Annotated in this window: 18 protein-coding genes and 1 pseudogene; 9 read left to right on the plus strand and 10 right to left on the minus strand. The window is 60.7% G+C overall.

Going from position 1 to position 21,386, the window contains the following annotated elements:
- Positions 1-30 precede the first annotated feature (30 nt).
- The 4 genes and pseudogenes from HMPREF1024_RS03445 to HMPREF1024_RS0127510 all read right to left on the minus strand — a co-directional run bounded on the left by HMPREF1024_RS03445 (position 31) and on the right by HMPREF1024_RS0127510 (position 3,458).
- Positions 31-1,002 (minus strand): TerC family protein, encoded by a 972-nt coding sequence (locus HMPREF1024_RS03445; RefSeq protein WP_004144845.1) that lies wholly within the window; start codon positions 1,000-1,002, stop codon positions 31-33.
- A 271-nt stretch (positions 1,003-1,273) separates the two neighbouring features.
- Positions 1,274-2,263, minus strand: a complete 990-nt coding sequence (locus HMPREF1024_RS03440; protein WP_004181399.1) for a Gfo/Idh/MocA family protein — start codon at positions 2,261-2,263, stop codon at positions 1,274-1,276.
- 73 nt (positions 2,264-2,336) lie between these two features.
- Positions 2,337-2,837 carry a M48 family metallopeptidase gene (locus HMPREF1024_RS03435; protein ID WP_004144843.1) on the minus strand — a complete coding sequence of 167 codons (501 nt, stop codon included), beginning with the start codon at positions 2,835-2,837 and terminating at the stop codon, positions 2,337-2,339.
- Positions 2,838-2,856: 19 nt separating this feature from the next.
- A pseudogene (locus HMPREF1024_RS0127510) lies at positions 2,857-3,458 on the minus strand (helix-turn-helix domain-containing protein).
- 43 nt (positions 3,459-3,501) lie between these two features.
- On the opposite strand from HMPREF1024_RS0127510, the gene HMPREF1024_RS03430 reads away from it, so the two are divergent.
- Together HMPREF1024_RS03430 and rlmG are read left to right on the plus strand one after the other, a co-directional pair.
- Positions 3,502-4,209, plus strand: coding sequence for a B3/4 domain-containing protein (locus HMPREF1024_RS03430; RefSeq protein ID WP_002917889.1), 708 nt, complete (start codon positions 3,502-3,504; stop codon positions 4,207-4,209).
- 85 nt (positions 4,210-4,294) lie between these two features.
- A complete protein-coding gene (gene rlmG / locus HMPREF1024_RS03425; protein ID WP_009309651.1) occupies positions 4,295-5,425 on the plus strand; it encodes a 23S rRNA (guanine(1835)-N(2))-methyltransferase RlmG in 1,131 nt (376 codons plus the stop codon).
- A 108-nt stretch (positions 5,426-5,533) separates the two neighbouring features.
- Here the strand turns inward: rlmG and HMPREF1024_RS03420 are convergent, their stop codons facing one another.
- The 3 genes from HMPREF1024_RS03420 to lsrR all read right to left on the minus strand — a co-directional run bounded on the left by HMPREF1024_RS03420 (position 5,534) and on the right by lsrR (position 10,346).
- A complete protein-coding gene (locus HMPREF1024_RS03420; RefSeq protein WP_009309652.1) occupies positions 5,534-7,555 on the minus strand; it encodes an NADPH-dependent 2,4-dienoyl-CoA reductase in 2,022 nt (673 codons plus the stop codon).
- Between the two features lie 183 nt (positions 7,556-7,738).
- Positions 7,739-9,337 (minus strand): autoinducer-2 kinase, encoded by a 1,599-nt coding sequence (gene lsrK / locus HMPREF1024_RS03415; RefSeq protein ID WP_004149900.1) that lies wholly within the window; start codon positions 9,335-9,337, stop codon positions 7,739-7,741.
- A gap of 37 nt (positions 9,338-9,374) precedes the next feature.
- Positions 9,375-10,346 carry a transcriptional regulator LsrR gene (gene lsrR / locus HMPREF1024_RS03410; protein WP_004144837.1) on the minus strand — a complete coding sequence of 324 codons (972 nt, stop codon included), beginning with the start codon at positions 10,344-10,346 and terminating at the stop codon, positions 9,375-9,377.
- Positions 10,347-10,564: 218 nt separating this feature from the next.
- Between lsrR and lsrA the strand changes: the two genes are divergently transcribed.
- Genes lsrA through lsrG form a run of 6 tightly spaced genes read left to right on the plus strand, consistent with a single transcriptional unit; the run spans position 10,565 to position 16,277 of the window.
- Positions 10,565-12,052 (plus strand): autoinducer 2 ABC transporter ATP-binding protein LsrA, encoded by a 1,488-nt coding sequence (gene lsrA, locus HMPREF1024_RS03405; protein WP_004889660.1) that lies wholly within the window; start codon positions 10,565-10,567, stop codon positions 12,050-12,052.
- On the plus strand, positions 12,049-13,083 hold the full coding sequence (lsrC, locus tag HMPREF1024_RS03400) for an autoinducer 2 ABC transporter permease LsrC (protein ID WP_004174225.1): 1,035 nt from the start codon (positions 12,049-12,051) through the stop codon (positions 13,081-13,083). Before lsrA ends, lsrC begins: the two co-directional genes overlap by 4 nt.
- Positions 13,084-14,082, plus strand: coding sequence for an autoinducer 2 ABC transporter permease LsrD (gene lsrD / locus HMPREF1024_RS03395; protein ID WP_009309653.1), 999 nt, complete (start codon positions 13,084-13,086; stop codon positions 14,080-14,082).
- Position 14,083: 1 nt separating this feature from the next.
- The gene (lsrB, locus tag HMPREF1024_RS03390; RefSeq protein ID WP_009309654.1) at positions 14,084-15,085 is read left to right on the plus strand and encodes an autoinducer 2 ABC transporter substrate-binding protein LsrB; all 1,002 of its coding nucleotides are present in this window, start codon (positions 14,084-14,086) and stop codon (positions 15,083-15,085) included.
- A gap of 11 nt (positions 15,086-15,096) precedes the next feature.
- Positions 15,097-15,984, plus strand: coding sequence for a 3-hydroxy-5-phosphonooxypentane-2,4-dione thiolase (lsrF, locus tag HMPREF1024_RS03385; RefSeq protein WP_002917724.1), 888 nt, complete (start codon positions 15,097-15,099; stop codon positions 15,982-15,984).
- Positions 15,981-16,277, plus strand: a complete 297-nt coding sequence (gene lsrG, locus HMPREF1024_RS03380) for a (4S)-4-hydroxy-5-phosphonooxypentane-2,3-dione isomerase (protein WP_004181386.1) — start codon at positions 15,981-15,983, stop codon at positions 16,275-16,277. The genes lsrF and lsrG overlap by 4 nt, the downstream gene beginning before the upstream one ends.
- Positions 16,278-16,323: 46 nt before the next feature.
- Here the strand turns inward: lsrG and ygjG are convergent, their stop codons facing one another.
- Together ygjG and HMPREF1024_RS03370 are read right to left on the minus strand one after the other, a co-directional pair.
- Positions 16,324-17,703, minus strand: coding sequence for a putrescine aminotransferase (gene ygjG, locus HMPREF1024_RS03375; protein ID WP_009309655.1), 1,380 nt, complete (start codon positions 17,701-17,703; stop codon positions 16,324-16,326).
- Positions 17,704-17,960: 257 nt separating this feature from the next.
- Complete coding sequence (locus HMPREF1024_RS03370) at positions 17,961-18,515, minus strand: PadR family transcriptional regulator (RefSeq protein ID WP_002917718.1); 555 nt, start codon at positions 18,513-18,515, stop codon at positions 17,961-17,963.
- A 237-nt stretch (positions 18,516-18,752) separates the two neighbouring features.
- Here HMPREF1024_RS03370 and HMPREF1024_RS03365 point away from each other — a divergent pair, with 237 nt between their 5' ends.
- Entirely contained in the window at positions 18,753-19,529 is a 777-nt protein-coding gene (locus tag HMPREF1024_RS03365; RefSeq protein WP_009309656.1) for a siderophore-interacting protein, read from the plus strand.
- Positions 19,530-19,684: 155 nt separating this feature from the next.
- Here the strand turns inward: HMPREF1024_RS03365 and HMPREF1024_RS03360 are convergent, their stop codons facing one another.
- Complete coding sequence (locus tag HMPREF1024_RS03360) at positions 19,685-21,334, minus strand: glycerone kinase (protein WP_009309657.1); 1,650 nt, start codon at positions 21,332-21,334, stop codon at positions 19,685-19,687.
- Positions 21,335-21,386: the final 52 nt, after the last annotated feature.

A 21,386-nucleotide genomic window follows, 5' to 3' on the forward strand; every position in this document is an offset into this window, starting at 1 on the left:
GCCAGCGAGGGCCGACGGCGCGGTAGCAGATTACTCTGGCAGTTTGCGCTGCTTGTCGTGCTGCCTGTTGACCCAGGCGTTAATCAGCAGCGTGACGGCCAGGATGCCGCCCACCACGCCCAGCGAGATGGCAACCGGGATATGGTAGAAGTCGACGATCAGCATCTTCACGCCAATAAACACCAGAATCACCGACAGACCGTATTTGAGCATCGAGAAGCGCTCAGCGACCCCCGCCAGCAGGAAGTACATGGCGCGCAGGCCGAGGATGGCGAACAGGTTCGAGGTCAGCACGATAAACGGATCGGTGGTGACCGCGAAGATTGCCGGGATACTGTCGACGGCGAAAATCACGTCGCTCAGTTCCACCAGAATCAGCACCAGCAGCAGCGGGGTGGCGAACAGCACCCCGTTTTTACGGGTGAAGAAGCGCTCGCTCTCGATTTTATCGGTCATCCGCAGATGGCTGCGGATCCAGCGCACCAGCGGTTTATCGCCGATGCCGGAGTCGTCCTCTTTCGCCAGCGCCATCTTCACGCCGGTAAACAGCAGGAAGGCGCCAAAGACGTACAGCAGCCAGTCGAACTGCGAAATCAGCCAGCTGCCGGCGAAGATCATAATGGTACGCAGAACGATCGCGCCCAGTACGCCATACACCAACACCCGGCGCTGCAGAGCAGGCGGTACGGCGAAATAGCTGAACAGCATCAACCAGACGAAGACGTTATCGACCGCCAGCGCTTTTTCAATCAGATAACCGGTGAGGAAGGCTAAGGCCTGCGGATCGGCGACGGCCCGGCCCTGGGTTTGCACCAGATACCACCAGAAGGCGGCGTTGAACAGCAGAGAAAGCGTGACCCAGAGGATTGACCAGCCAGCGGCCTGCTTCATGGTCATGCTATGCGAACCGCGTCGTCCCTGAAGCAGCAGGTCGATTGCCAACATGATCGCGACAACGACAGCGAATCCACCCCATAGCAACGGCGTGCCGACAGTATTCATTTGATATTCCTTACATAAAAACAAAACGGCTGACGTCGGAAGACGGCAGCCGCTGCGCTTTTATGCATAGACCTCGCCTTCCGGCAAGGTCTCACTTACAACAACCAAAGTACATCGCGATGGGCTTTGGTTATTGCCCGGCGACCGGATGCGGTATTGCACGCATCGTAATGACGATCAACCGGCAAGGAAGTTACTCCCCTTTGCACGTAACAAAATATGTCACAGGGCGGTTTTCGTCAATGGCGGCCGGTCAGGCCTTTACACTCTTTTACGCCAGCGGCTGCGTATCGGCCGGGAAGATCACCCCGGTCTGGCGACGAATTTCGCTGGACAGTTTGGCGGTGATCCGGCTCACCGCCAGGCCCGGGTGATCCACATCCTGTGTCTCCACCAGCCGCGCAAAGGTCTCCGCCTCATACAGCATGGTATTAATGTGCTGGGGCTGCGTCAGGTCCTGGGCTTTACCGCCGCGCGGCACAAACGCCAGCTTCTGACATTCGGAGATTTTTTCGATCACTAACGCGCCGTCTTCGCCCTGAATTTCACTGGGGATCGCGGAATCGCTAACTTTGGAGTGATGCAGCGTCACGTCGAAGTCGCCATAGCTCAGCACCACGGTGCCCTGGGCGTCTACGCCGCTGTCCAGCAGGCTGGCGGTGGCAAGAACGGCCTGCGGCTCGCCCCACAGCGCCACAGCGGACGCCAGGCAATAGAAGCCGATATCCATAATCGAACCGTTAGAGAACGCCGGGTTAAAGGTGTTGGGGTTTTCGCCGTCAAGGTAGCGCTGATAGCGCGAGGAGTACTGACAGTAGTTGATAAAGGCTTTGCGTAGTTTGCCCACTTTAGCGAGCGTTTCTTTCAGTAGGAGAAAGTTAGGCAGACTGGCGGTTTTAAAGGCTTCAAACAGCACCACGTTATTTTCTTTCGCCAGCGCTATCGCCGCCTCGACTTCCTGCAGGTTCGACGCCAGCGGCTTTTCGCAAATGACGTGCTTCTTATGGCTCAGGAACAGCCGGGTCTGCGGAAAGTGCAGCGAGTTCGGGCTGGCAATATAGACCGCGTCAACGTCAGGGCTCTGTGCCAGTTCATCGAGCGAGGTAAACAGATGCTCGACCGGATAGTCTTTGGCGAAGGCTTGCGCCTGTTCGAGGCTGCGGGAGTAGATGGCGGTAAGTTTATATTTGCCGGTTTCATGGGCGGCATCGACAAACTGCTTGGTGATCCAGTTTGTGCCAACAACTGCGAAACGTATCATAAACGTTGACGAACTCCGTTAAAGGGAACCTGCCGCCACTCTATCATGCCGTCATGACAAAACCAGTGCGTCACTACGCAGAACGATTTAACGAAAGGTGCGTCAGCCACAGGCGGGTGTCGAACTCCAGCTGGTGGTACTGCGGCTCCATATGGCAGCACAGCTGATAAAAAGCCTTGTTGTGATCCTTCTCTTTCAGATGCGCCAGTTCATGAACCACGATCATCCGCAGAAAGGCTTCCGGCGCGTCGCGAAATACCGTCGCCACGCGAATTTCCGCTTTAGCTTTCAGCTTACCGCCCTGCACGCGGGAAATGGCGGTATGCAGGCCGAGCGCATTGTTCAGCACGTGGATCTTACTGTCATACATCACTTTGTTGATCGGCGCCGCGCCGCGCAGAAAGCGGTTTTTCAAGTCCTGGGTGTACTGATACAGCGCTTTATCGCTGTTAACGTCGTGCCCTTGCGGATAGCGCTTTTGCAGCACCTCGCCGAGGCGGCCTTGCTCGATTAACGTGGTCACCTGCGCCAGCAGCGATTCAGGATAGCCCTGTAAATAAATGAGTTTTGTCATCGTCTTATCATTATGTCTGTCAGGAGGGCAGTTCAGCCACGGTCATGGTAAAGACCAGCGGCGCGGTACCCTCATTGCGGTAACCGTGCTCTATTTCGGTGCGGGCCACCGCCGATTCCCCGGCCGCCACCGTGCGGCAGGTCTCGCCAAGCGTCAGCGTCAGCGCGCCAGCTTCCACGTGCAGCAGCTCGAAGGTTGTTGCCGGGTGGCCGGGCGAGGTAAAGGCTTCGCCGGGCTGCATCTCCCAGCGCCACAGCTCAATCATATTCGGCCCGGCGGTGCCGGCGAGGAGCCTGGCGCTGCCCCCCAGCGGGCCTTGCCAGAGGGTGGGGATCTGCTCGGCGGGAATAATATGCAACGCGGGTTCGCTTGCCACATTGACAATATCCGCTACCGATACGCCCAGCGCGGCGGCGAGTTTGCAGAGGATCGCAATGCTGGGATTGGCGCCTCTTTTTCCATCTCGACCAGCATACCTTTGCTGATGCTGGCCCGGCGCGACAGCTCGTCCAGCGACATTTTTTTCGCTTTACGGTAGGCCTTCAGCCGCGTGGCGACGGCGCGACTTACCTGGTCGACATCAGATCCTGAATCGGTCGTTATATTGACTTTTACGTTCATTGGTCACTATGATGAAACAAATTGGTCATTACAGGATTATCGAATGCGTAGCGTAACGCCGTCAATCGAATCTGCGGTCAGCCGCCTGGCGCCGGGCTTTCGGGCATTAAGTATTGTGGTGGAGAGCGCGCCGGTGGCCGATCCCGCCGTCGCGGAGCAGGCGCTGGCCGAGGCCTGCCTGGCGGTGCAGCAGGATGATGTGCCCTGGGCGCAAGCGCACCTGGCGGCATGGGATGAAGCGTTCAGCGCCTTCGGCGCGAAGGCGAAACGTACCCCCTGTTCGGCGCAGGCGCTGCGCAAGCGGGTGCTGAAAGAGGGGAGCCTGCCGGCCATCGATCCGGTGGTGGATATCTACAACGCGATCAGCATTCGCTATGCCGTCCCGGTCGGTGGGGAAAATCTGGCCGCCTACCGTGGCGAACCGCGGCTGGCCATTGCCCGCGGCGATGAGCCATTCGATACGCTAAAATCGGCAGAGCCGGTAGTGGAATATCCGGAGCCGGGCGAAGTCATCTGGCGGGATGATATAGGCGTAACCTGCCGACGCTGGAACTGGCGACAGGGCGTGCGCACCCGGCTGGACAGCGGCGCGCAGACGATGTGGTTTATTCTCGAAAGCCTGCCGGCGATGCCGTTGTCGGCCCTGCATGAGGCGGGAGAGCGGCTGGTAGGTTATCTGCAGCAGCTGATGCCCGGCGCCCGCGCGTCGATAACGCTGCTCCGAGCCGATGACGAGGGCGATCTACGCTGAGCGGCGATGATCAGCGATCTCTCTTCAACTGGACAGGATTTGCGTATAAACTCGCGGGTTTTACTATTCCGGAGGCGGAGAGGCGATGAGCCAGGCAGAGTTAAACGGTGAGTTATTCACATTAGAGCGGTTCCCACCTAACGCTGAAGAAGAAGCGCTTCAGGCATGGGAAGCGGCGGATGAATATCTGCTGCAACAGGTGAATGACGTCGACGGCCTGACGCTCATCTTCAACGACGGCTTCGGCGCGCTCGCCTGCGCGCTGGCGGATCGCAACCCGGTCAGCATCAACGACTCCTTTATTTCCGAGCTGGCGACCCGCCACAACCTGCGGATGAACGGTATCGATGAAGAGAGCGTGCGCTTTCAGGATAGCCTGAGCCCGCTACCGGCCGCGCCGGCGCTGGTGCTGATTAAGGTGCCAAAACAGCTGGCGCTGCTGGAACAGCAGCTGCGCGCCCTGCGCGAAGTAGTCACGCCGGAAACCCGCATCATCGCCGCGGCGAAAGCCCGTGATGTGCACAACTCGACGCTGGCGCTGTTTGAAAAAATCCTCGGCACCACCACCACCTCGCTGGCCTGGAAAAAAGCGCGTCTGATCCACTGCGTTTTCACCGCTCCTGAGCTTGCCGATGCGCCGCAAACCTACAGCTGGAAGCTGGACGGCACGCCGTGGACCATCCATAACCACGCCAACGTTTTTGCCCGCAGCGGGCTGGATATCGGCGCGCGTTTCTTCCTGCAGCATTTACCGTCTGATCTAGAAGGCGAGATCGCCGATCTCGGCTGCGGCAATGGGGTGATTGGCCTTCAGGCGCTGGCGCAGAACCCGAACGCGCGGGTCATGTTTACCGATGAGTCGCACATGGCGGTGGCTTCCAGCCGGTTGAACGTCGAGCGCAATCTGCCGGACGATATCGCACGCTGTGAATTTATGGTCAACAACTCGCTCTCCGGCATTGAGCCCGACCGCTTTACGGCGATTCTGTGTAATCCGCCGTTCCATCAGCAACACGCTATTACCGACCATATCGCCTGGCAGATGTTTAACGATGCCCGCCGCAGCCTGAAATACGGCGGCGAGCTGTACGTCGTCGGCAACCGCCACCTCGATTACTTCCGTAAGCTGAAGCGCGCGTTTGGTAATTGCACGACGATTGCGACGAACAATAAGTTTGTCATTTTGAAAGCAACCAAGGTGCGTAAGCAGCGCTGATTCTTGTCGCGGTTTCCCCCGGCTCGCGGCTGTCGCCTTAGCCGGGCTAGCGTGCGGGATTATCGTGGTAGCCCGGGGAAGGCGCATCGCGCCGCCCCCGGGACAGGGCTAAATCGCCAGCGCCAGTTTAGTGCCCTGGGCAATCGCCCGGCGCGCATCCAGCTCCGCCGCCACGTCGCAACCGCCGATGAGATGCACCGTTTTCCCCGCCGCGCGCAGCGGATCCGCCAGCTCGCGGCGCGGCTCCTGACCGGCGCAGATCACCACCTGATCGACCGCCAACAGCTGGCGCTCGCCGCCGATAGTGACGTGTAATCCTTCATCATCGATCTTTTCATAACTGACCGCCGGGATCATTTTCACCCCGCGCGCCAGCAGCGTCGCGCGGTGGATCCAACCGGTGGTTTTGCCGAGCCCTTCGCCCGGTTTGCTGGCTTTGCGCTGCAGCATCACAATCTGTCGCGGGCTTTTACTCAGTTGCGGGCCTTCAGGATGCAGCCCTCCCGCCGTTTGCAGGCTGGTATCGATACCCCATTCGCGGCAGAACTCGCCGATATCCTGGCTGGTGGCCGCGCCCGACTGGCTTAAATACATCGCGGTGTCGAAGCCGATACCGCCGCAGCCGATAATCGCCACCTTCGCGCCAACCGGCGCTTTATCGCGCAAGACATCAAGGTAGCTCAGCACTTTTGGATGATCGATCCCGTCGATCGCCGGCAGGCGCGGGGCGATACCGGTGGCGAGGATCGTCTCATCGAACGCCAGCAGATCGTCTGTCGTGACGCGGGTGTTCAGGCGTAGATCGACACCATGGAGATCGAGCATGGTGCGGTAGTAACGCAGCGTCTCGTGAAACTCCTCTTTGCCGGGGATCTGTTTGGCGATATTAAACTGACCGCCGATCTCCGGGAGCGCATCAAACAACGTGACGTGATGACCGCGGGCGGCAGCGTTTACGGCGAAGGCCAGACCGGCAGGCCCGGCTCCGACCACCGCCAGCCGTTTAGGCGCGTTGGCAGGCAGGACCGGCATCAGGGTTTCATGACACGCGCGCGGGTTGACCAGACAGGAGGTGACTTTGCCGACGAAGATCCGATCGAGACACGCCTGATTGCAGCCGATGCAGGTGTTGATCTGATCGGCGCGATCGTCCTGCGCTTTTGATATAAATTCGGCGTCGGCAAGGAACGGGCGGGCCATCGATACCATATCGGCATCGCCGCGGGCGAGAATATCCTCCGCGACCTGCGGATCGTTAATGCGGTTGGTGGTGATCAACGGGATCGACACCGCGCCCTTCAGCTTGCGGGTGACCCAGCTGAAAGCTCCGCGCGGTACCGGCGTGGCGATGGTCGGAATGCGCGCTTCGTGCCAGCCAATCCCGGTGTTGATGATGGTCGCTCCCGCCGCTTCAATCGCTTTGGCCAGTTCAGTGACTTCCGCCAGCGTGCTGCCGTCGTTGACCAGATCGAGCATCGACAGACGGTAAATGATAATGAAATCGTGGCCGGCGCGCTGGCGCACCGCCTTAACCACCTCTACGGCGAAACGCATGCGCCTGGCATAATCGCCGCCCCATTGGTCGTCGCGCTGGTTGGTGCGCGCGGCGAGAAATTCGTTAATCAGATAGCCCTCAGAGCCCATCACCTCGACGCCGTCATAGCCCGCTTCGCGCGCCAGCTGGGCGCAGTGGGCAAAATCATCGATCAGCGTCAGGATCTCATCGTGGCTCAGTTCATGGGGGGTAAAACGGTTGATCGGCGCCTGTAGCGCCGAGGGGGCCACCAGCGCGGGCTGGTAGCTGTAACGGCCGGTGTGCAGGATCTGCAGAGCGATTTTGCCGCCTTCCTGATGTACCGCATCGGTAATATGGCGATGATGCGCCAGATGGCTGGCGTCGTTGAGTACCGCGCCGCCGGCCATGGTGACGCCAGAGGGCGCCGGAGCGATGCCGCCGGTGACGATCAGCGCCACGCCGTGACGGGCGCGCTCGGCGTAAAAGGCCGCCAGCCGCTGCGCGCCGTCCGGCAGCTCTTCCAGCCCGGTGTGCATTGAGCCCATCAACACGCGGTTTTTGAGCGTTGTGAAGCCCAGCTCAAGCGGGGCGAAAAGCGACGGATAGCGGCTCATAGTGGCTTCCAATGTAAAATTATTGTTATGTGGTCGGATGAGTTACTAATTTAGCCATCGTGGAGAAAAAGGGAAAAGGGGAGTGCGGTGATTGTGATGGGATTCAAAGAACGGCGAAGCGTTGCCCCACACCCCGGCCCTCTCCCAAAGGGAGAGGGGGGAAAGGCGGAGCGGCACCGGTAGTTAGGGTGAGGGGGAAGACGCAACGCGCTGGCGGCGTTCCAGACCCGGCGCCTGCCACATCGACGTTGTCAGTCCGCTATCGACAAGGCCAAGCTGATCGGCGTACACCGTCTGCCATTTGCTCATCATCTCCTGATACAGCTCGCGATGCTGCGGATTTGGGGTGAACTCGCGGTGCCAGCTCACTAACCGCTCTCCGGTGCTGGCCATATCGTCATACAGCCCGGCGCCGGTTCCGGCGGCGATGGCGCAGCCCAGAGCGGTGGCTTCGCGGACCACCGGCACCCGCACCGGCAGGCCGGTGACGTCGCTGAGGATCTGGCTCCACAGCGCGCCTTTAGAGCCGCCGCCGGCAAACACCAGGCTGTCGAATGTCACCCCGGAGAACTGCGAGATCTGCGCGAGGTTGCAGGCGGAGACAATCGCCGCGTTCTCTTCCAGCGCGCGGAACAGGGTCGCTTTATTGCACTTTTCCGGATCGATGGAGAGGTTAATAAACGACGGCGCGGCGTGGTACCACTGCTTAAAGTGCATTGCGTCGGAAAAAATAGGCATCACGCCGTGGGAACCGGCGGGGACGCGGCTGGCCATCTCCTCCAGCAGCGAATAGGCATCGACGCCGAGCCGCTCGGCAATCAGTTTTTCTTCAGCGCAGAAGGCGTCGCGAAACCAGCGCATGGTCAGGCCGGTAAAGAAGCTGATCGATTCCGCCTGCGCCATGCCGGGAATCACGTGAGGATTAACGCGAATATTCATCTGCGGATCGGTGCGCACCTGCGGCAGGTTGACCACCTGCTGCCAGAAAGTGCCGCCGAGTACCGCGGTTTGCCCGGCGCGCACCACCCCAAGGCCCAGGCAGCCGAGCTGGACGTCGCCGCCGCCCATCACCACCGGCGTCCCGGCGCGCAGGCCGCTCTGCTGCGCCGCCGCTTCGGTGACGGCGCCCAGCAGGGTACCGGTCTCTTTGACCGGCGACAGCATATCGGCGCGCAGCCCGGCCATATCCAGCAGCGCCGGACGCCAGTCGCGGCTGAACAGATCGAGCATGCCGGTGGTGCCGGCGTTTGACGGGTCGACCGCCAGCTCGCCGGAAAGCTTCGCCGCCAGCCAGTCGCTGATCATGGTGATGGTTGCCGCTTTGCGGTAGATATCGGGGCGGTGGTGCGCCAGCCACAGCAGGCGCGGCATGGCGCTGAGCGCCAGGGTTTGTCCCGAGACCTCGTATACCTCGGATTCGAAGCGATAGTCGTGGATCTCCTTAAGCTCCGCCACTTCGCGGCTGGCGCGGGCATCGACGTTGGCGCAGGCCCAGATGGCCTCGCCGTTGCGGTCATAGAGAACGATGCCTTCGCGCATCGAACAGCAGGCGACGGACTGAATATCGGCGGCAGAGAGCCGGGCGGCGTCGAGCGCCTGGCGAATGCACTGGCAGGCCAGCTGCCAGTTGGTGGTAAGGTCGAACTCCATCGAGCCGGGGACGTTATCAACGCTCAGGTGTTTCCATTCGGCCTGGCCTACCGCCAGCTGGCGGCCATTAAGATCGAAAATAACCGCCCGAATGCTGCCGGTCCCGGCATCTAACGCTAACAGGTAACTCATGACATGCGCCTCGCTGTTGTCGCGCGGCGCCAGGCCGTCAGGAGGCCAGGGTAAGCACCGCGCGTGCTGTTGTCTCTTCCGTTACCAGGCCATTAATGCGCTTGCCAATCAGAGCGGCATAAATCGCCTGCGCTTTTTCTTCTCCCCCGGCGACGCCAACGATGGTCGGCAGCTGCGCTAGCTCATCAAGGGTCACGCCGAGCAGTTCCCGATGGATCTCCAGTCCTTCTACCGGCCTGCCGTCGGCCTGCAGGAAATAACCTAAAATGTCGCCGACCGCGCCTTTGCGGGCGTACATCAGCTGTTCGCCCTCGCTGATATAGCCGGAGCGTAAAATGGTGGCGTCGCGCCGCTGATCGATGGCGCCGATGCCAACCACCGCCGCGTCCGCCGCCGTCGCCGCGAGGATCACGTCGCGCACGCTCGACTCGCGGCGCAGGATCTCGGCGACCTCCGCCGAAGAGACCCGCAGCGGCGCCGGGATAATGCTGACGCTGCAGGCGGCATCAAGCTGGCCGATGCCGGTCATATACGGGCCGACGCCGCCGGAGAGAGTCACCAGCCGCACCTGCTGCGAGCCGATAAAGCCGCTGAGATGCTGCAGGCAGCTCATGGTGGCTTCGCCGAAGCCGACCGCCAATAATTGCCCCGGTTGCAGAATACCCATCAGCGATTGCGCCGCGCCGATCCCCAGCCGGGTATTCATCGGCGGGGTGTTGAGCGCCGGCAGCACGCGGGCAATCTTGAGGCCAAAACGCTGCTGGAGTTCACTTTCAAGCGCCAGACAGCCCTCATAGCGCGAGTTGATCTGCACGCGGATCACCCCGGACTGGCGGCCTTTCTCCAGCAGGCGAGAAATCTTCAGCCGCGGCAGCCCCAAACGCTCGCCGATGTCATTTTGCGTCAGGCCGTCGTGGTAGTAGCACCACGCCACCCGCGCCACCAGCTCTTCCTCGGCTAACGCCAGCCCGGCGTAGCGGTTCTCTTCCGTAATGCGTTTTTCGCTCATAAATTGAACTCTTATAAAAATTTAGATCATATGTTCGCTATTGCGCGGCCGGAAAGTGTGAGCCGACTGGCAAAACGGATCTTTCATCGCTGGCCCATTTTTTCCTGAGGATCTAAAGCGCCAAACTGTGATCTTCGCACGGTTGTAAATATAGTTCACCGTCTACGCTTTTGAACATTATTAAATTTAAAAATCATTTGTTCAAACGAGGCGCGACGATGAAGCCACTGCTTGAAGCTCGCCAGATCCGCAAACAGTTCTCCGGCGTTGCCGTGCTGAAGGGCATCGACTTTACGCTATGCGCGGGCCAGGTGCATGCCCTGATGGGAGGCAATGGCGCGGGTAAATCGACGCTGATGAAGATCATCGCCGGCGTCGAAACCCCGGATAGCGGTGAGCTGACGATCGGCGACCGCGCGTTTGCGCGCCTCAGCCCGGCGCTGGCCCACCAGCTGGGCATTTATCTGGTGCCGCAGGAGCCGATGCTGTTTCCCAACCTCAGCGTGCGCGAGAACATTCTCTTTCGTTTGCCGAAGCGGGCGGATACCGCCGCGCGACTGCAGGAAAAACTGCAGCAGCTGAACTGCCAGATCAACCTCGATGCCAGCGCCAGCACGCTCGAGGTAGCCGATCAACAGATGGTCGAGATCCTGCGCGGCCTGATGCGCGAAGCGCGGATCCTGATCCTTGATGAACCCACCGCCTCTTTAACCCCGGGCGAAACGGAGAGGTTGTTTAGCCAGATCCGCGCGTTACAGGCGCTGGACGTGGGGATCGTGTTTATCTCGCACAAACTGCCCGAAATCCGCCAGCTTGCCAGCCATATTTCGGTGATGCGCGACGGGGCGGTAGTGCTGAGCGGCGAGACCGCAACTTACCGCGATGAGCAACTGATTAGCGCTATGACGCCGGCCAGCCGCGACCATACGCTGAGCGACACGCAAAAGCTGTGGCTGGCGCTGCCGGGCAACCGCCGCACCCAGGCGCAGGATTTTCCCGTGCTGCGGGTGGAGGATCTTACCGGAGAAGGCTTTATCGATCTCAATCTGGAGATCCGCGCCGGGGAGATCGTCGGCCTCGCCGGGCTGGTGGGATCCGGGCGCACCGAATTTGCCGAAACCTTATACGGCCTGCGTCCACCGCGCGCCGGGCGGATCTGGCTGGAGAATCGCGAGATTAGCAATGACAGCACCCGCGCCCGGCTGGCCAGCGGGCTGGTCTATCTGCCGGAAGACCGCCAGGTCTCGGGGCTGTTTCTCGATGCGCCGGTGCGCTGGAACACGGTGATGTTCAATCAGCCATCGTGGTGGCAGCAGGGGAAACGGGAGGCGGCGGTGGTTGAGCGCTATCACCGGGCGCTGGGGATCAAGCTGGCCGATGGCGATCAGCCGGTGCGCACTCTCTCTGGCGGTAACCAGCAGAAGGTGCTGCTGGCGCGCTGTCTGGAGGCCAACCCGCTGCTGCTAATTGTCGATGAGCCGACGCGCGGCGTGGATGTCTCCGCCCGCGCCGATATCTATCAGCTGCTGAAAAGCGTCGCCGCGCAAAATGTGGCAGTGCTGATGATCTCCTCCGATCTGGATGAGTTCATCGGCCTGGCCGACCGGGTGCTGGTGATGCATCAGGGCCGCTACAGCGGCGAGCTGGCGCGGCAGGCGGTGACCGTCGATCGCATGATGACCCTGGCCTTTGGAGGGCAGGCATGAAAACGTTACTCAAGAATCGCGAACTGAGCGCCTTCTTTGCCATCGTGGCGCTCTTTGTTGTGCTGGTGGCGCTCAATCCGGCCTATTTCAGCCTGCAGACCCTGGCGATGATTTTCGCCAGCTCGCAAATCCTCTGCCTGCTGGCATTGGGCGCGACCCTGGTGATGCTGACCCGCAATATTGACGTGTCGGTAGGCTCCACCGTTGGGCTATGCGCCATCGCCGTCGGCGTGGCGCTGAACAACGGCTACGGGTTGGCGACGGCCATCGCCTTCGCGCTGGCGATTGGCGCGCTGGCCGGGGCGTTTAACGGCCTGCTGGTGGTGGGGTTGCGCATTCCGGCGATCGTTGCGACGCTCGGCACGCTGGGGTTGTATCGCGGGGTGATGTTGCTGTGGACCGGCGGGAAATGGATCGAAGGCTTGCCCGACAGCCTGAAATCGCTCTCGGAGCCCGCGTTTATCGGCGTGTCGCCGCTGGGCTGGCTGGTGCTGGCGCTGCTGCTGGCGGGCGGCTGGCTGCTGTCGCGCACCGCCTTTGGTCGTGATTTTTACGCCGTTGGCGATAACCTCGCCGCCGCGCGCCAACTGGGCGTGGCGGTCAACCGCACGCGGATGCTGGCCTTTACTCTCAACGGTATGCTGGCGGCCTGCGCCGGGATCGTCTTCGCCGCGCAGATTGGTTTTGTGCCTAATCAGACCGGCAGCGGCCTGGAGATGAAAGCCATCGCCGCCTGCGTACTGGGCGGGATCTCGCTGCTTGGCGGTACCGGTACGCTGCTCGGCGCGTTTCTCGGCGCCTTTTTCCTTACCCAAATCGACACCGTACTGGTGCTGTTCCGCCTTCCCGCCTGGTGGAATGACTTTATCGCCGGTCTGGTGCTGCTCGGTGTGCTGGTGCTCGATGGCCGCCTGCGCCAAGCGCTGGCCCGCCATCAGCGGGCGCTAAAGTACAGCCGTTTCCAGCCCGGTAACAAAGGGGGGAAACAGGTTGCCCGCTTTCCCGAACGCAAAAGCAAAGAGGTGGCTTAAATGAAGCTGAAGCTTAACTGGGAAAGCGCGCTGCTGGCGTTGCTGATCGTGGAGATCCTGCTGTTCGGCGCGCTGAATCCGCGCATGCTGGATCTCAATATGCTGCTCTTTAGCACCAGCGACTTTATCTGCATCGGCATCGTCGCGCTGCCGCTGACGCTGGTGATCATCAGCGGCGGGATCGATATTTCGCTGGGCTCGACCATCGGCCTGTGCGCCATCGCCCTCGGGGTGATGACCCAGGCGGGCTGGCCGCTGTGGCTCGCGGTATCGCTGACGTTGCTCTTGGGACTGCTGTGCGGGTTATTCAACGCCGCGCTGATCCACTACACCGGCATCAGCCCGCTGGTGATCACGCTTGGTACGCTGTATCTGTACGGCGGCGGCGCGCTGCTGCTTTCCGGGATGGCCGGCGCGACCGGTTACGAGGGGATTGGCGGTTTTCCCGATAGCTTCACCGCCTTCGCCAATTTAACCCTCGCCGGACTGCCGCTGGTGCTGGTGCTGTTCGCGATTATCACCTTTTTCTTCTGGCTGCTGACCCATCGCGGGCGCTTTGGCCGCCACCTCTTTTTACTCGGGCAAAACCCGCGCGCCGCGCGCTATGCCGCGCTGTCGGTGAACGGCATCCCGTACGTGCTGTATGGCCTGGTTGGCGTCGCCTCGGCGGTCGCGGCGCTGGTGATGGTCTCCTATTTCGGCTCGGCACGTTCGGATTTAGGCCGCGACCTGCTGATGCCGGCGCTGACCGCGGCGGTGCTCGGCGGGGCCAATATTTACGGCGGCTCGGGATCGATACTGGGTACCGCGCTGGCGGCATTGCTGGTGGGGTATCTGCAACAGGGTTTACAGATGGTCGGCATCCCCAACCAGGTGTCGAGCGCGCTGTCAGGGGCGCTGTTGGTTGTGGTGGTGATGGGGCGTTCGCTGAGCCTGCACCGTGAATGGGTGCGCGCGACCTGGCGGCGTCTTTTCTCGCATAAAACAATCGGAGCATAAAATGAAATTAAAACTGATCGTGCTGGCGCTGGCGATGAGCGTGGTTACCGCGCAGGCGGCGGACCGCATCGCCTTTATTCCTAAGCTGGTCGGCGTCGGCTTCTTTACCAGCGGCGGCAACGGCGCGAAAGAGGCGGGGAAAGCGCTGGGCGTGGATGTCACCTATGACGGCCCAACCGAGCCCAGCGTCTCCGGCCAGGTGCAGCTTATCAACAACTTCGTCAACCAGGGCTACAACGCGATTATCGTTTCCGCTGTCTCGCCGGACGGCCTGTGTCCGGCGCTGAAGCGGGCGATGCAGCGCGGGGTGAAAGTCCTGACCTGGGATTCCGATACCAGGCCGGAGTGCCGCAGCATCTATATCAATCAGGGCACGCCGCAGCAGCTTGGCGGCCTGCTGGTCGAGATGGCGGAAAAGCAGGTGACGAAGCCTACTGCCAAGGTAGCGTTTTTCTACTCCAGCCCGACGGTGACCGACCAGAACCAGTGGGTGAAGGAAGCCAAAGCCAAAATCGAAAAAGAGCATCCGCAGTGGCAAATCGTCACCACCCAGTTTGGCTATAACGATGCCACCAAATCGCTACAAACCGCCGAGGGGATCTTAAAAGCCTATCCGGATCTCGACGCCATTATCGCGCCGGATGCCAATGCGCTGCCGGCGGCGGCGCAGGCGGCAGAGAACCTCAAGCGTCAGGGCGTGGCGATCGTCGGCTTTAGTACGCCGAACGTGATGCGTCCGTACGTTGAGCGCGGCACGGTGAAAGCGTTCGGCCTGTGGGATGTGGTTCAGCAGGGCAAAATTGCGGTTAACGTCGCCGATCAATTGCTGAAAAAGGGCGATCTTAACGTGGGCGACAGCGTTGAGGTGAAAGATATCGGCTCGCTGAAGGTCGAACCGAACAGCGTGCAGGGCTACCAGTATGAGGCGAAGGGCAACGGTATCGTGCTGCTGCCGGAGCGCGTGGTGTTCAGCAAAGAGAACATCAACAACTACGACTTCTGACGGAGGATGAGATGGCAGATTTAGACGATATCAAAGAGGGGAAGGACTTCGGTATTGACCGCCCGCAGCAGAATACGCTGTATACCCTGAAAGGCTGCGGCTCGCTGGACTGGGGCATGCAGTCGCGGCTGGCGCGCATTTTTAATCCGCACAGCAACCGCACGGTGATGCTGGCCTTCGATCACGGTTACTTCCAGGGGCCAACCACCGGGCTGGAGCGTATCGACCTGTCGATTGCGCCGCTGTTTGCCGACACCGACGTGCTGATGTGCACCCGCGGCGTACTGCGCAGCCAGGTACCGGCGGCCACCAATAAGCCGGTGGTGCTCCGCGCCTCCGGCGGCAATTCGATTTTGAGCGAACTCTCTAACGAATGCGTGGCGGTGGCGATGGAAGACGCGCTGCGGCTCAACGTATGCGCGGTGGCGGCGCAGGTCTATATCGGCAGCGAATACGAACATCAGTCGATCAATAACATCATCAAACTGGTGGACGCCGGCAATCGCTACGGTATGCCGGTCCTGGCGGTTACCGGCGTCGGCAAAGAGATGACCCGCGATGCGCGCTACTTCTCGCTGGCCAGCCGGATTGCCGCCGAAATGGGGGCGCAGTTTGTGAAGACCTATTTCGTTGAGGAAGGCTTTGAAAAAGTGACCGCCAGCTGTCCGGTGCCGATCGTTATCGCCGGCGGTAAAAAACTGCCGGAGCATGAGGCGCTGGAGATGTGCTGGCGGGCGATCGACCAGGGCGCGTCCGGGGTGGATATGGGGCGCAACATCTTCCAGTCCAGCGCCCCGCGCGCGATGCTGAAGGCGGTGAAAAAGGTGGTGCATGAGAATCTGAACGCGCGCGAAGCGTATCAGTTCTGGCAGGAAGAAAAACAGGGAGAGCTGAAATGAACGTCACGCTGGTGGAGATCAATATTAAACCCGAGCGGGTGGATGAGTTTCTCGAGGTGTTTCGCGCCAACCACGAGGGCGCGCTGCGGGAGCCAGGCAACCTGCGCTTTGATGTCCTGCAGGATCCCGAGGTGAAAACCCGCTTTTTTATCTACGAAGCCTATAAAGACGATGAGGCGGTGCTGGCGCATAAGAAGACGCCGCACTATTTAGCCTGCGTCGAAAAGCTGGAGGAGATGATGTCGCAGCCGCGGCAGAAGCGCAGCTTTATCGGCCTGTTACCGCAGGTGTGAGGGTTATCCTTCACCCTCTCAGAGGGAGAGGGTGAAGGACACTTTATTACGCTTCTTCGACCGAAACGCGCAGGGCCGCCAGCGCCTTGCGCGCCGCCTTCAGCACCTGTTCGCACTGCTCAAGGGTGAGCGTCAGCGGCGGTTCAATGCGGATCGTCTTGGCGTTGTTTAACGTCCCGGCGACCAGCACCCGCTGTCTGAACATCTCGCTGGCAAAGTCGTAGCCAATCTCGTTATCAACAAACTCGATAGCCATCAGCATGCCTTTCCCGCGCACTTCATTCACCAGGTCCGGATACTCCTGCGCCAGCAGGCGGAAACCGTCCAGCAGCATATCGCCTTTCTGCGCCGCCTGCGCCGGCAGGTTTTGCGTCAGCAGCACGTTGATCGTCGCCAGCGCCGCCGCACAGGCCAACGGGTTGCCGCCGAAGGTGGTGGTGTGCAGGAACGGGTTATCGAAGAGCACCGAGAAGACCTCTTCCGTCGCCACCGTCGCGCCGATCGGCATCACACCGCCGCCGAGCGCTTTCGCCAGACACAGAATGTCCGGCTGGACGTTCTCATGCTCGCAGGCGAACATCTTGCCGGTGCGGCCCATGCCGGTCTGCACTTCGTCGAGGATCAGCAATGCGCCAAACTCGTCGCACAGTTTACGGACCGCCGGTAAGTAACCCGCCGGCGGGAGGATCACGCCCCCTTCGCCCTGAATCGGCTCGAGGATCACCGCCGCGACGTCGTCGCCGGTTTTCTTGCACTCGCTCAGCATGGTGCGCATGGCGTTGATATCGCCGAACGGCACGTGGCGGAAGCCCGGCAGCAGCGGCATAAAGGGTTTGCGGAAGGTCGACTTGGCGGTGGCCGACAGCGCGCCCAGCGATTTACCGTGGAACGCGCCGCTGGTGGCGACGAAGGTAAATTTGCCGCGCGGAGACTGATAGGCTTTTGCCAGCTTCAGCGCCGCTTCTACTGATTCGGTACCGCTGTTGCAGAAGAAACTGTACTTTAGTTTCCCGGGCGTTAAGGCTGCCAGGGTTTTCGCCAGCATCGCGCGTAGCGGGTCCAGCAGCTCCTGACTGTGAAGCGGTTGTTTCGCGAGTTGATTCTCGACGGCGGATACCACAACTGGATTACGGTGCCCTACATTGAAGATGCCAAACCCACCAAGGCAGTCGATAAACTCCTGTCCCTGGGTGTCGACAAGCGTATTTAACCCTCCCGCTTGCCACTCTACGGCTCCGTAATCCCCGCCGGCTGTGACCGATTTTCGATACTCTAAAAACCCCGGATTCACATGCTCTTTAAAGTATTCCCTGACCTCCTGGTTAAGTGCTTTCATTTCCTCATGATCAAGCGTGCGCTTTTCAATGAGATTCAGTGCGTGTGCGCTGCAGGCCAGAGCCGATGCGCTGGAAGGTAACCTGTTCAAAATGTGCTCCTGGGGCGGACGTATCACACGATACTGGATTAAGTATTGCAGGGATTACGCCAGTTCGGCAGAAGCGGTGAAAATCGGGATAAATGCAAAGCAAAAGACGAATTGTGTAAAATTTAATCTCATTGCGCCACTATTGGCACGTTTTATTCCTGAGCTGACGAGATTTTCTGCCTGGCGGCAATGGACGGGGCGATCCGCCGTGGTGCGGGCTGCCCCAGCGCGGGGCAGCCGGTGGTGAAAAAAGAGGCTTAGTCGAGCTGAGAGATCTCCATCGCCGCCCGGTCAATAATGCCGATGATCTGCTTGAGCTGGGCGGCACTGCTGGCCTGCTGGTTCACTTTCAGGTCGAGGACCGCTTTGAAGTTTTCCAGCGCGCGCTTCATCTGCGGATCGCGGCGCAGCTCGCAGCCGACCATCCGCGCCTGCAGGCGCTCCTGGATATGGGCCAGGTGCTCCTGGTTCTCGGCGTGCAGCTGTTTTCCTTCCTCGCTGATAAGGATTTTCTTGCGTCCGTTGTCGTCTTCCACGCTGATAAGGCCCTGGTCCTGGAGCAGATCCAGCGTCGGATAGATCACCCCCGGGCTGGGGCTGTAGTTCCCCTGGGTAAGCGTTTCGATCTCTTTGATCAGCTCATAGCCATGGCTGGCGCTGCGGCTGAGGATATCCAGAATGATCAGCCGCAGTTCGCCGTGGCCAAAGAAACGCTGGCGACGTCCGCCGCCGCGGCGGCCATGGTCGCCGTGTTCGCTGGGATCACCGTGGCGCCCGCGTGGCCCACGCCCTTCTTCATGATGATGTCGCATGGTTACCTCCTGCTGTTTTTGATATATCTAATTTATATCTAAAAAATGAATGTTCGCAATGCTGGTTGCTATTTATTTTTTAAGATGTTGATATATATGTGATTGTTTTCTGGATGTGGATTTTGATGCGGTTTGTTTTGACTATATCAAAAAAAGACTTGCATTCTTTTTAGTTGGCAATCATTATCATTTGCATCAAGTTTAGATATATCTATTGACCGTTCACGAAGGCAATCGATGATGACAAAAACTAAAGCAGACAAGTACCCGCAGCGTGTCCGCAATGAGCTGCGTTTCCGTGAGCTGACGGTGCTGCGCGTGGAGCGCGCAGGCGCGGCGTTCCAGCGTATCGTGCTGGGAGGCGAGGCGCTGGAAGGCTTCGCCTCTCACGGCTTTGACGACCATACCAAGCTTTTTTTCCCCGAGCCGGGCGCGGCATTTACCCCGCCGCAGGTGACCGAGGAGGGGATTGACTGGGGGGAAGGCGTGCGGCCTGCCACCCGCGACTATACGCCGCTGTACGATGCCGAACGTCACGAGCTGGCTTACGATTTCTATATCCACGATGGCGGTATCGCCAGCCGTTGGGCGCTGGAAGCAAAAGTGGGCGATAAGCTGGTGATCGGCGGCCCGCGCGGCTCGCTGGTGGTGCCGGAAGATTATGCCTGGCAGCTGTATGTTTGCGATGAGTCCGGCATGCCGGCGCTGCGCCGTCGTCTGCTGGGATTACGCCAGCTGCCGGCGAGGCCGCAGGTGACGGCCATCGTTACTATCGCCGATGCGTCGTATAAAGATTATCTGGCGGATCTCGACGGCTTTAACATCGAGTGGGTGGTGGGCCACAATCCGGCCTTCGTCACCGAGCGTCTGGCGCAGGTGAAGGTGCCGGCGGAGGATTATTTTATCTGGCTGACCGGCGAAGGCGCGGTGGTGAAATCGCTGCTGGCGCGCTTTGAAGACGAGAGCATCGATCAGCAGCTGGTGCGTTCCCAGGCGTACTGGCACAGCAAGTAAAAAGCCATCGTGCTAAAACCCGGATAGCGGCGCGTCGCGCCTTATCCGGGCTACCGGCGGTGCCGTTTTTTGTCGGGTGGCGGCTTACGCCTTACCCGACCTGCTATTCGGCGGTGTTACGTCGCCCCGGTAAGCGCAGCGCCACCGGGGAAGGCTTAGCGTTCCGCCAGCGCCTTAAACACCATCGCCACCGCGTGGGCGCCGGGGTCCATGTTGCCGAGCAGGCTATCGCTGTTGAGATAGGACGCGCGTCCGGCGCCGGCTTTGCTTGACTGGCAGGTGCGATCCGCCCCGGCCTGCGCCGCGGCGAAAGCGGCCTGCAGATTCTCCGGTTCGGCCAGCAGCGCCGCCAGCGCCGGCTGCAGAGCGTCGATCATCGTCCGGTCTCCCTCATCGGCGCCGCCGTAAAACTTCATCTGTTCCAGACCGGCGTTCAGCGCCTCGGCCACGCTGGCGCCTTGCCCCAGCTTCTGCCCGGCAGCGGTGAAGAAGATAGACATCAATACCCCGCTGGAGCCGCCCATCACCACCGTCAGGCGTTCGCCGATCAGCGCGAAGAGCGTTGGCAGATCGTTCAGGGGCAGCTGCTGACGCTCGAGCCGCTCGGCAATCTCGCGCGCCCCGGCGGCGAAGGTGGAGCCGGTATCGCCGTCGCCTACTTTGGCATCCAGCGCGTTGAGATGTTCTTCAAGATCGATGAGGGCGCCGGTCACCTGCGCCACGTAATCGCCCACCTGTGGGTTGGCCGAGGGTGTAAAATCCACCCGGGCGCTGTCGAGGGTGGACGGCACGACGTTGATAGTCCGCGGCTGCAGCGGCTTCTGCCAGCTGGCGGTTTCCACATCCGAAAGCAGCGCTTTCTCAATACTCTCCTCCAGCACGATGGCGGTCAGCGAGAAGCCTTTCATATCCAGCGCCGTCACCAGCGAGGCCGGGCCTATTAACCAGTCAATGCGCGCCTGCAGCGGGGTGTTGGCCAGCTCGCGGGTCAGGATCGCCATCTCAGCCACCGACACGCCGCCGAGGTTATTGAGCATCACCGCCAGGCGGCCGGTTTCCGGTAGGGCGGCGGTCAGTTTTTCCACCATCAGGTTAACGATTTCCGCACTGTTTTGCGTGGCGATCGTCGAGGCGCCCGGCTCACCGTGGATGCCCATTCCCAGCTCGGCGTGACCGGCCTGATGGCGCGGCGCGCTGTCGGCTTCCTGCGGCAGGTGGCAGCTGGCCAGCGCCACCCCGATGCTGGCGGTATGGCTGGCGGCGTATTGCGCTTCACGCAGGACGGTGGCGAGGTTGAAGCCGCGCTCGGCGAAATAGCCCGCCACTTTATGCACCAGAATGGTCCCGGCGATGCCGCGCGGCTGTTTGTTATCCGGCAGCGAAATATCGTCGCCGACGATCAGCATCTCCACGTTGTAGCCGAGTCGGCGCGCTTTCTCCGCCGCCAGACCGAAGTTAAGCCGATCGCCGGTGTAGTTTTTGACGATCAGCAGGCAGCCCGCCTCGCCGGTCACTGCCTGAATGGCGGTGAGCACCGCGTCGACGCTCGGCGAGGCGAACAGATCGCCGCAGACCGCGGCGGTCAGCATGCCTTTACCAATAAAGCCGACGTGCGCCGGTTCATGGCCGGCGCCGCCGCCGGAGATCACCGCCACGTTGTTTTTATTCAGATCGCGACGGACCACCACCCGGATCGCCGGGTCGCTCTCCAGACGGGCGAGGTTATTCCACGGGCTGGCGATAATGGTACCCTCAATCACATCGTTGACGAGGCTGGCGCGCTGGTTAAAAAAGAATTGAGACATAGTGGTTCCTGAAGAGTAAGCGAAAACTCACCCTCCGGAGGCAGGCCCCCGG

The organism is Klebsiella sp. 4_1_44FAA (assembly GCF_000238715.1).
In the GTDB taxonomy this organism is placed as follows: Bacteria; Pseudomonadota; Gammaproteobacteria; order Enterobacterales; family Enterobacteriaceae; genus Klebsiella; species Klebsiella pneumoniae.

Excerpts from the sequence above, each read along its gene's own strand:
- HMPREF1024_RS03365 (WP_009309656.1), top strand. The coding sequence starts at position 18,753 with ATGATGACAAAAACTAAAGCAGACAAGTACCCGCAGCGTGTCCGCAAT.
- HMPREF1024_RS03360 (WP_009309657.1), bottom strand. The coding sequence starts at position 21,334 with ATGTCTCAATTCTTTTTTAACCAGCGCGCCAGCCTCGTCAACGATGTG.
- lsrK (WP_004149900.1), bottom strand. The coding sequence starts at position 9,337 with ATGAGTTACCTGTTAGCGTTAGATGCCGGGACCGGCAGCATTCGGGCG.
- lsrD (WP_009309653.1), top strand. The coding sequence starts at position 13,084 with ATGAAGCTGAAGCTTAACTGGGAAAGCGCGCTGCTGGCGTTGCTGATC.
- HMPREF1024_RS03430 (WP_002917889.1), top strand. The coding sequence starts at position 3,502 with ATGCGTAGCGTAACGCCGTCAATCGAATCTGCGGTCAGCCGCCTGGCG.
- lsrF (WP_002917724.1), top strand. The coding sequence starts at position 15,097 with ATGGCAGATTTAGACGATATCAAAGAGGGGAAGGACTTCGGTATTGAC.
- HMPREF1024_RS03445 (WP_004144845.1), bottom strand. The coding sequence starts at position 1,002 with ATGAATACTGTCGGCACGCCGTTGCTATGGGGTGGATTCGCTGTCGTT.
- HMPREF1024_RS03420 (WP_009309652.1), bottom strand. The coding sequence starts at position 7,555 with ATGAGCCGCTATCCGTCGCTTTTCGCCCCGCTTGAGCTGGGCTTCACA.
- HMPREF1024_RS03370 (WP_002917718.1), bottom strand. The coding sequence starts at position 18,515 with ATGCGACATCATCATGAAGAAGGGCGTGGGCCACGCGGGCGCCACGGT.
- rlmG (WP_009309651.1), top strand. The coding sequence starts at position 4,295 with ATGAGCCAGGCAGAGTTAAACGGTGAGTTATTCACATTAGAGCGGTTC.
- lsrG (WP_004181386.1), top strand. The coding sequence starts at position 15,981 with ATGAACGTCACGCTGGTGGAGATCAATATTAAACCCGAGCGGGTGGAT.
- lsrA (WP_004889660.1), top strand. The coding sequence starts at position 10,565 with ATGAAGCCACTGCTTGAAGCTCGCCAGATCCGCAAACAGTTCTCCGGC.
- HMPREF1024_RS03440 (WP_004181399.1), bottom strand. The coding sequence starts at position 2,263 with ATGATACGTTTCGCAGTTGTTGGCACAAACTGGATCACCAAGCAGTTT.
- HMPREF1024_RS03435 (WP_004144843.1), bottom strand. The coding sequence starts at position 2,837 with ATGACAAAACTCATTTATTTACAGGGCTATCCTGAATCGCTGCTGGCG.
- lsrB (WP_009309654.1), top strand. The coding sequence starts at position 14,084 with ATGAAATTAAAACTGATCGTGCTGGCGCTGGCGATGAGCGTGGTTACC.
- lsrR (WP_004144837.1), bottom strand. The coding sequence starts at position 10,346 with ATGAGCGAAAAACGCATTACGGAAGAGAACCGCTACGCCGGGCTGGCG.
- lsrC (WP_004174225.1), top strand. The coding sequence starts at position 12,049 with ATGAAAACGTTACTCAAGAATCGCGAACTGAGCGCCTTCTTTGCCATC.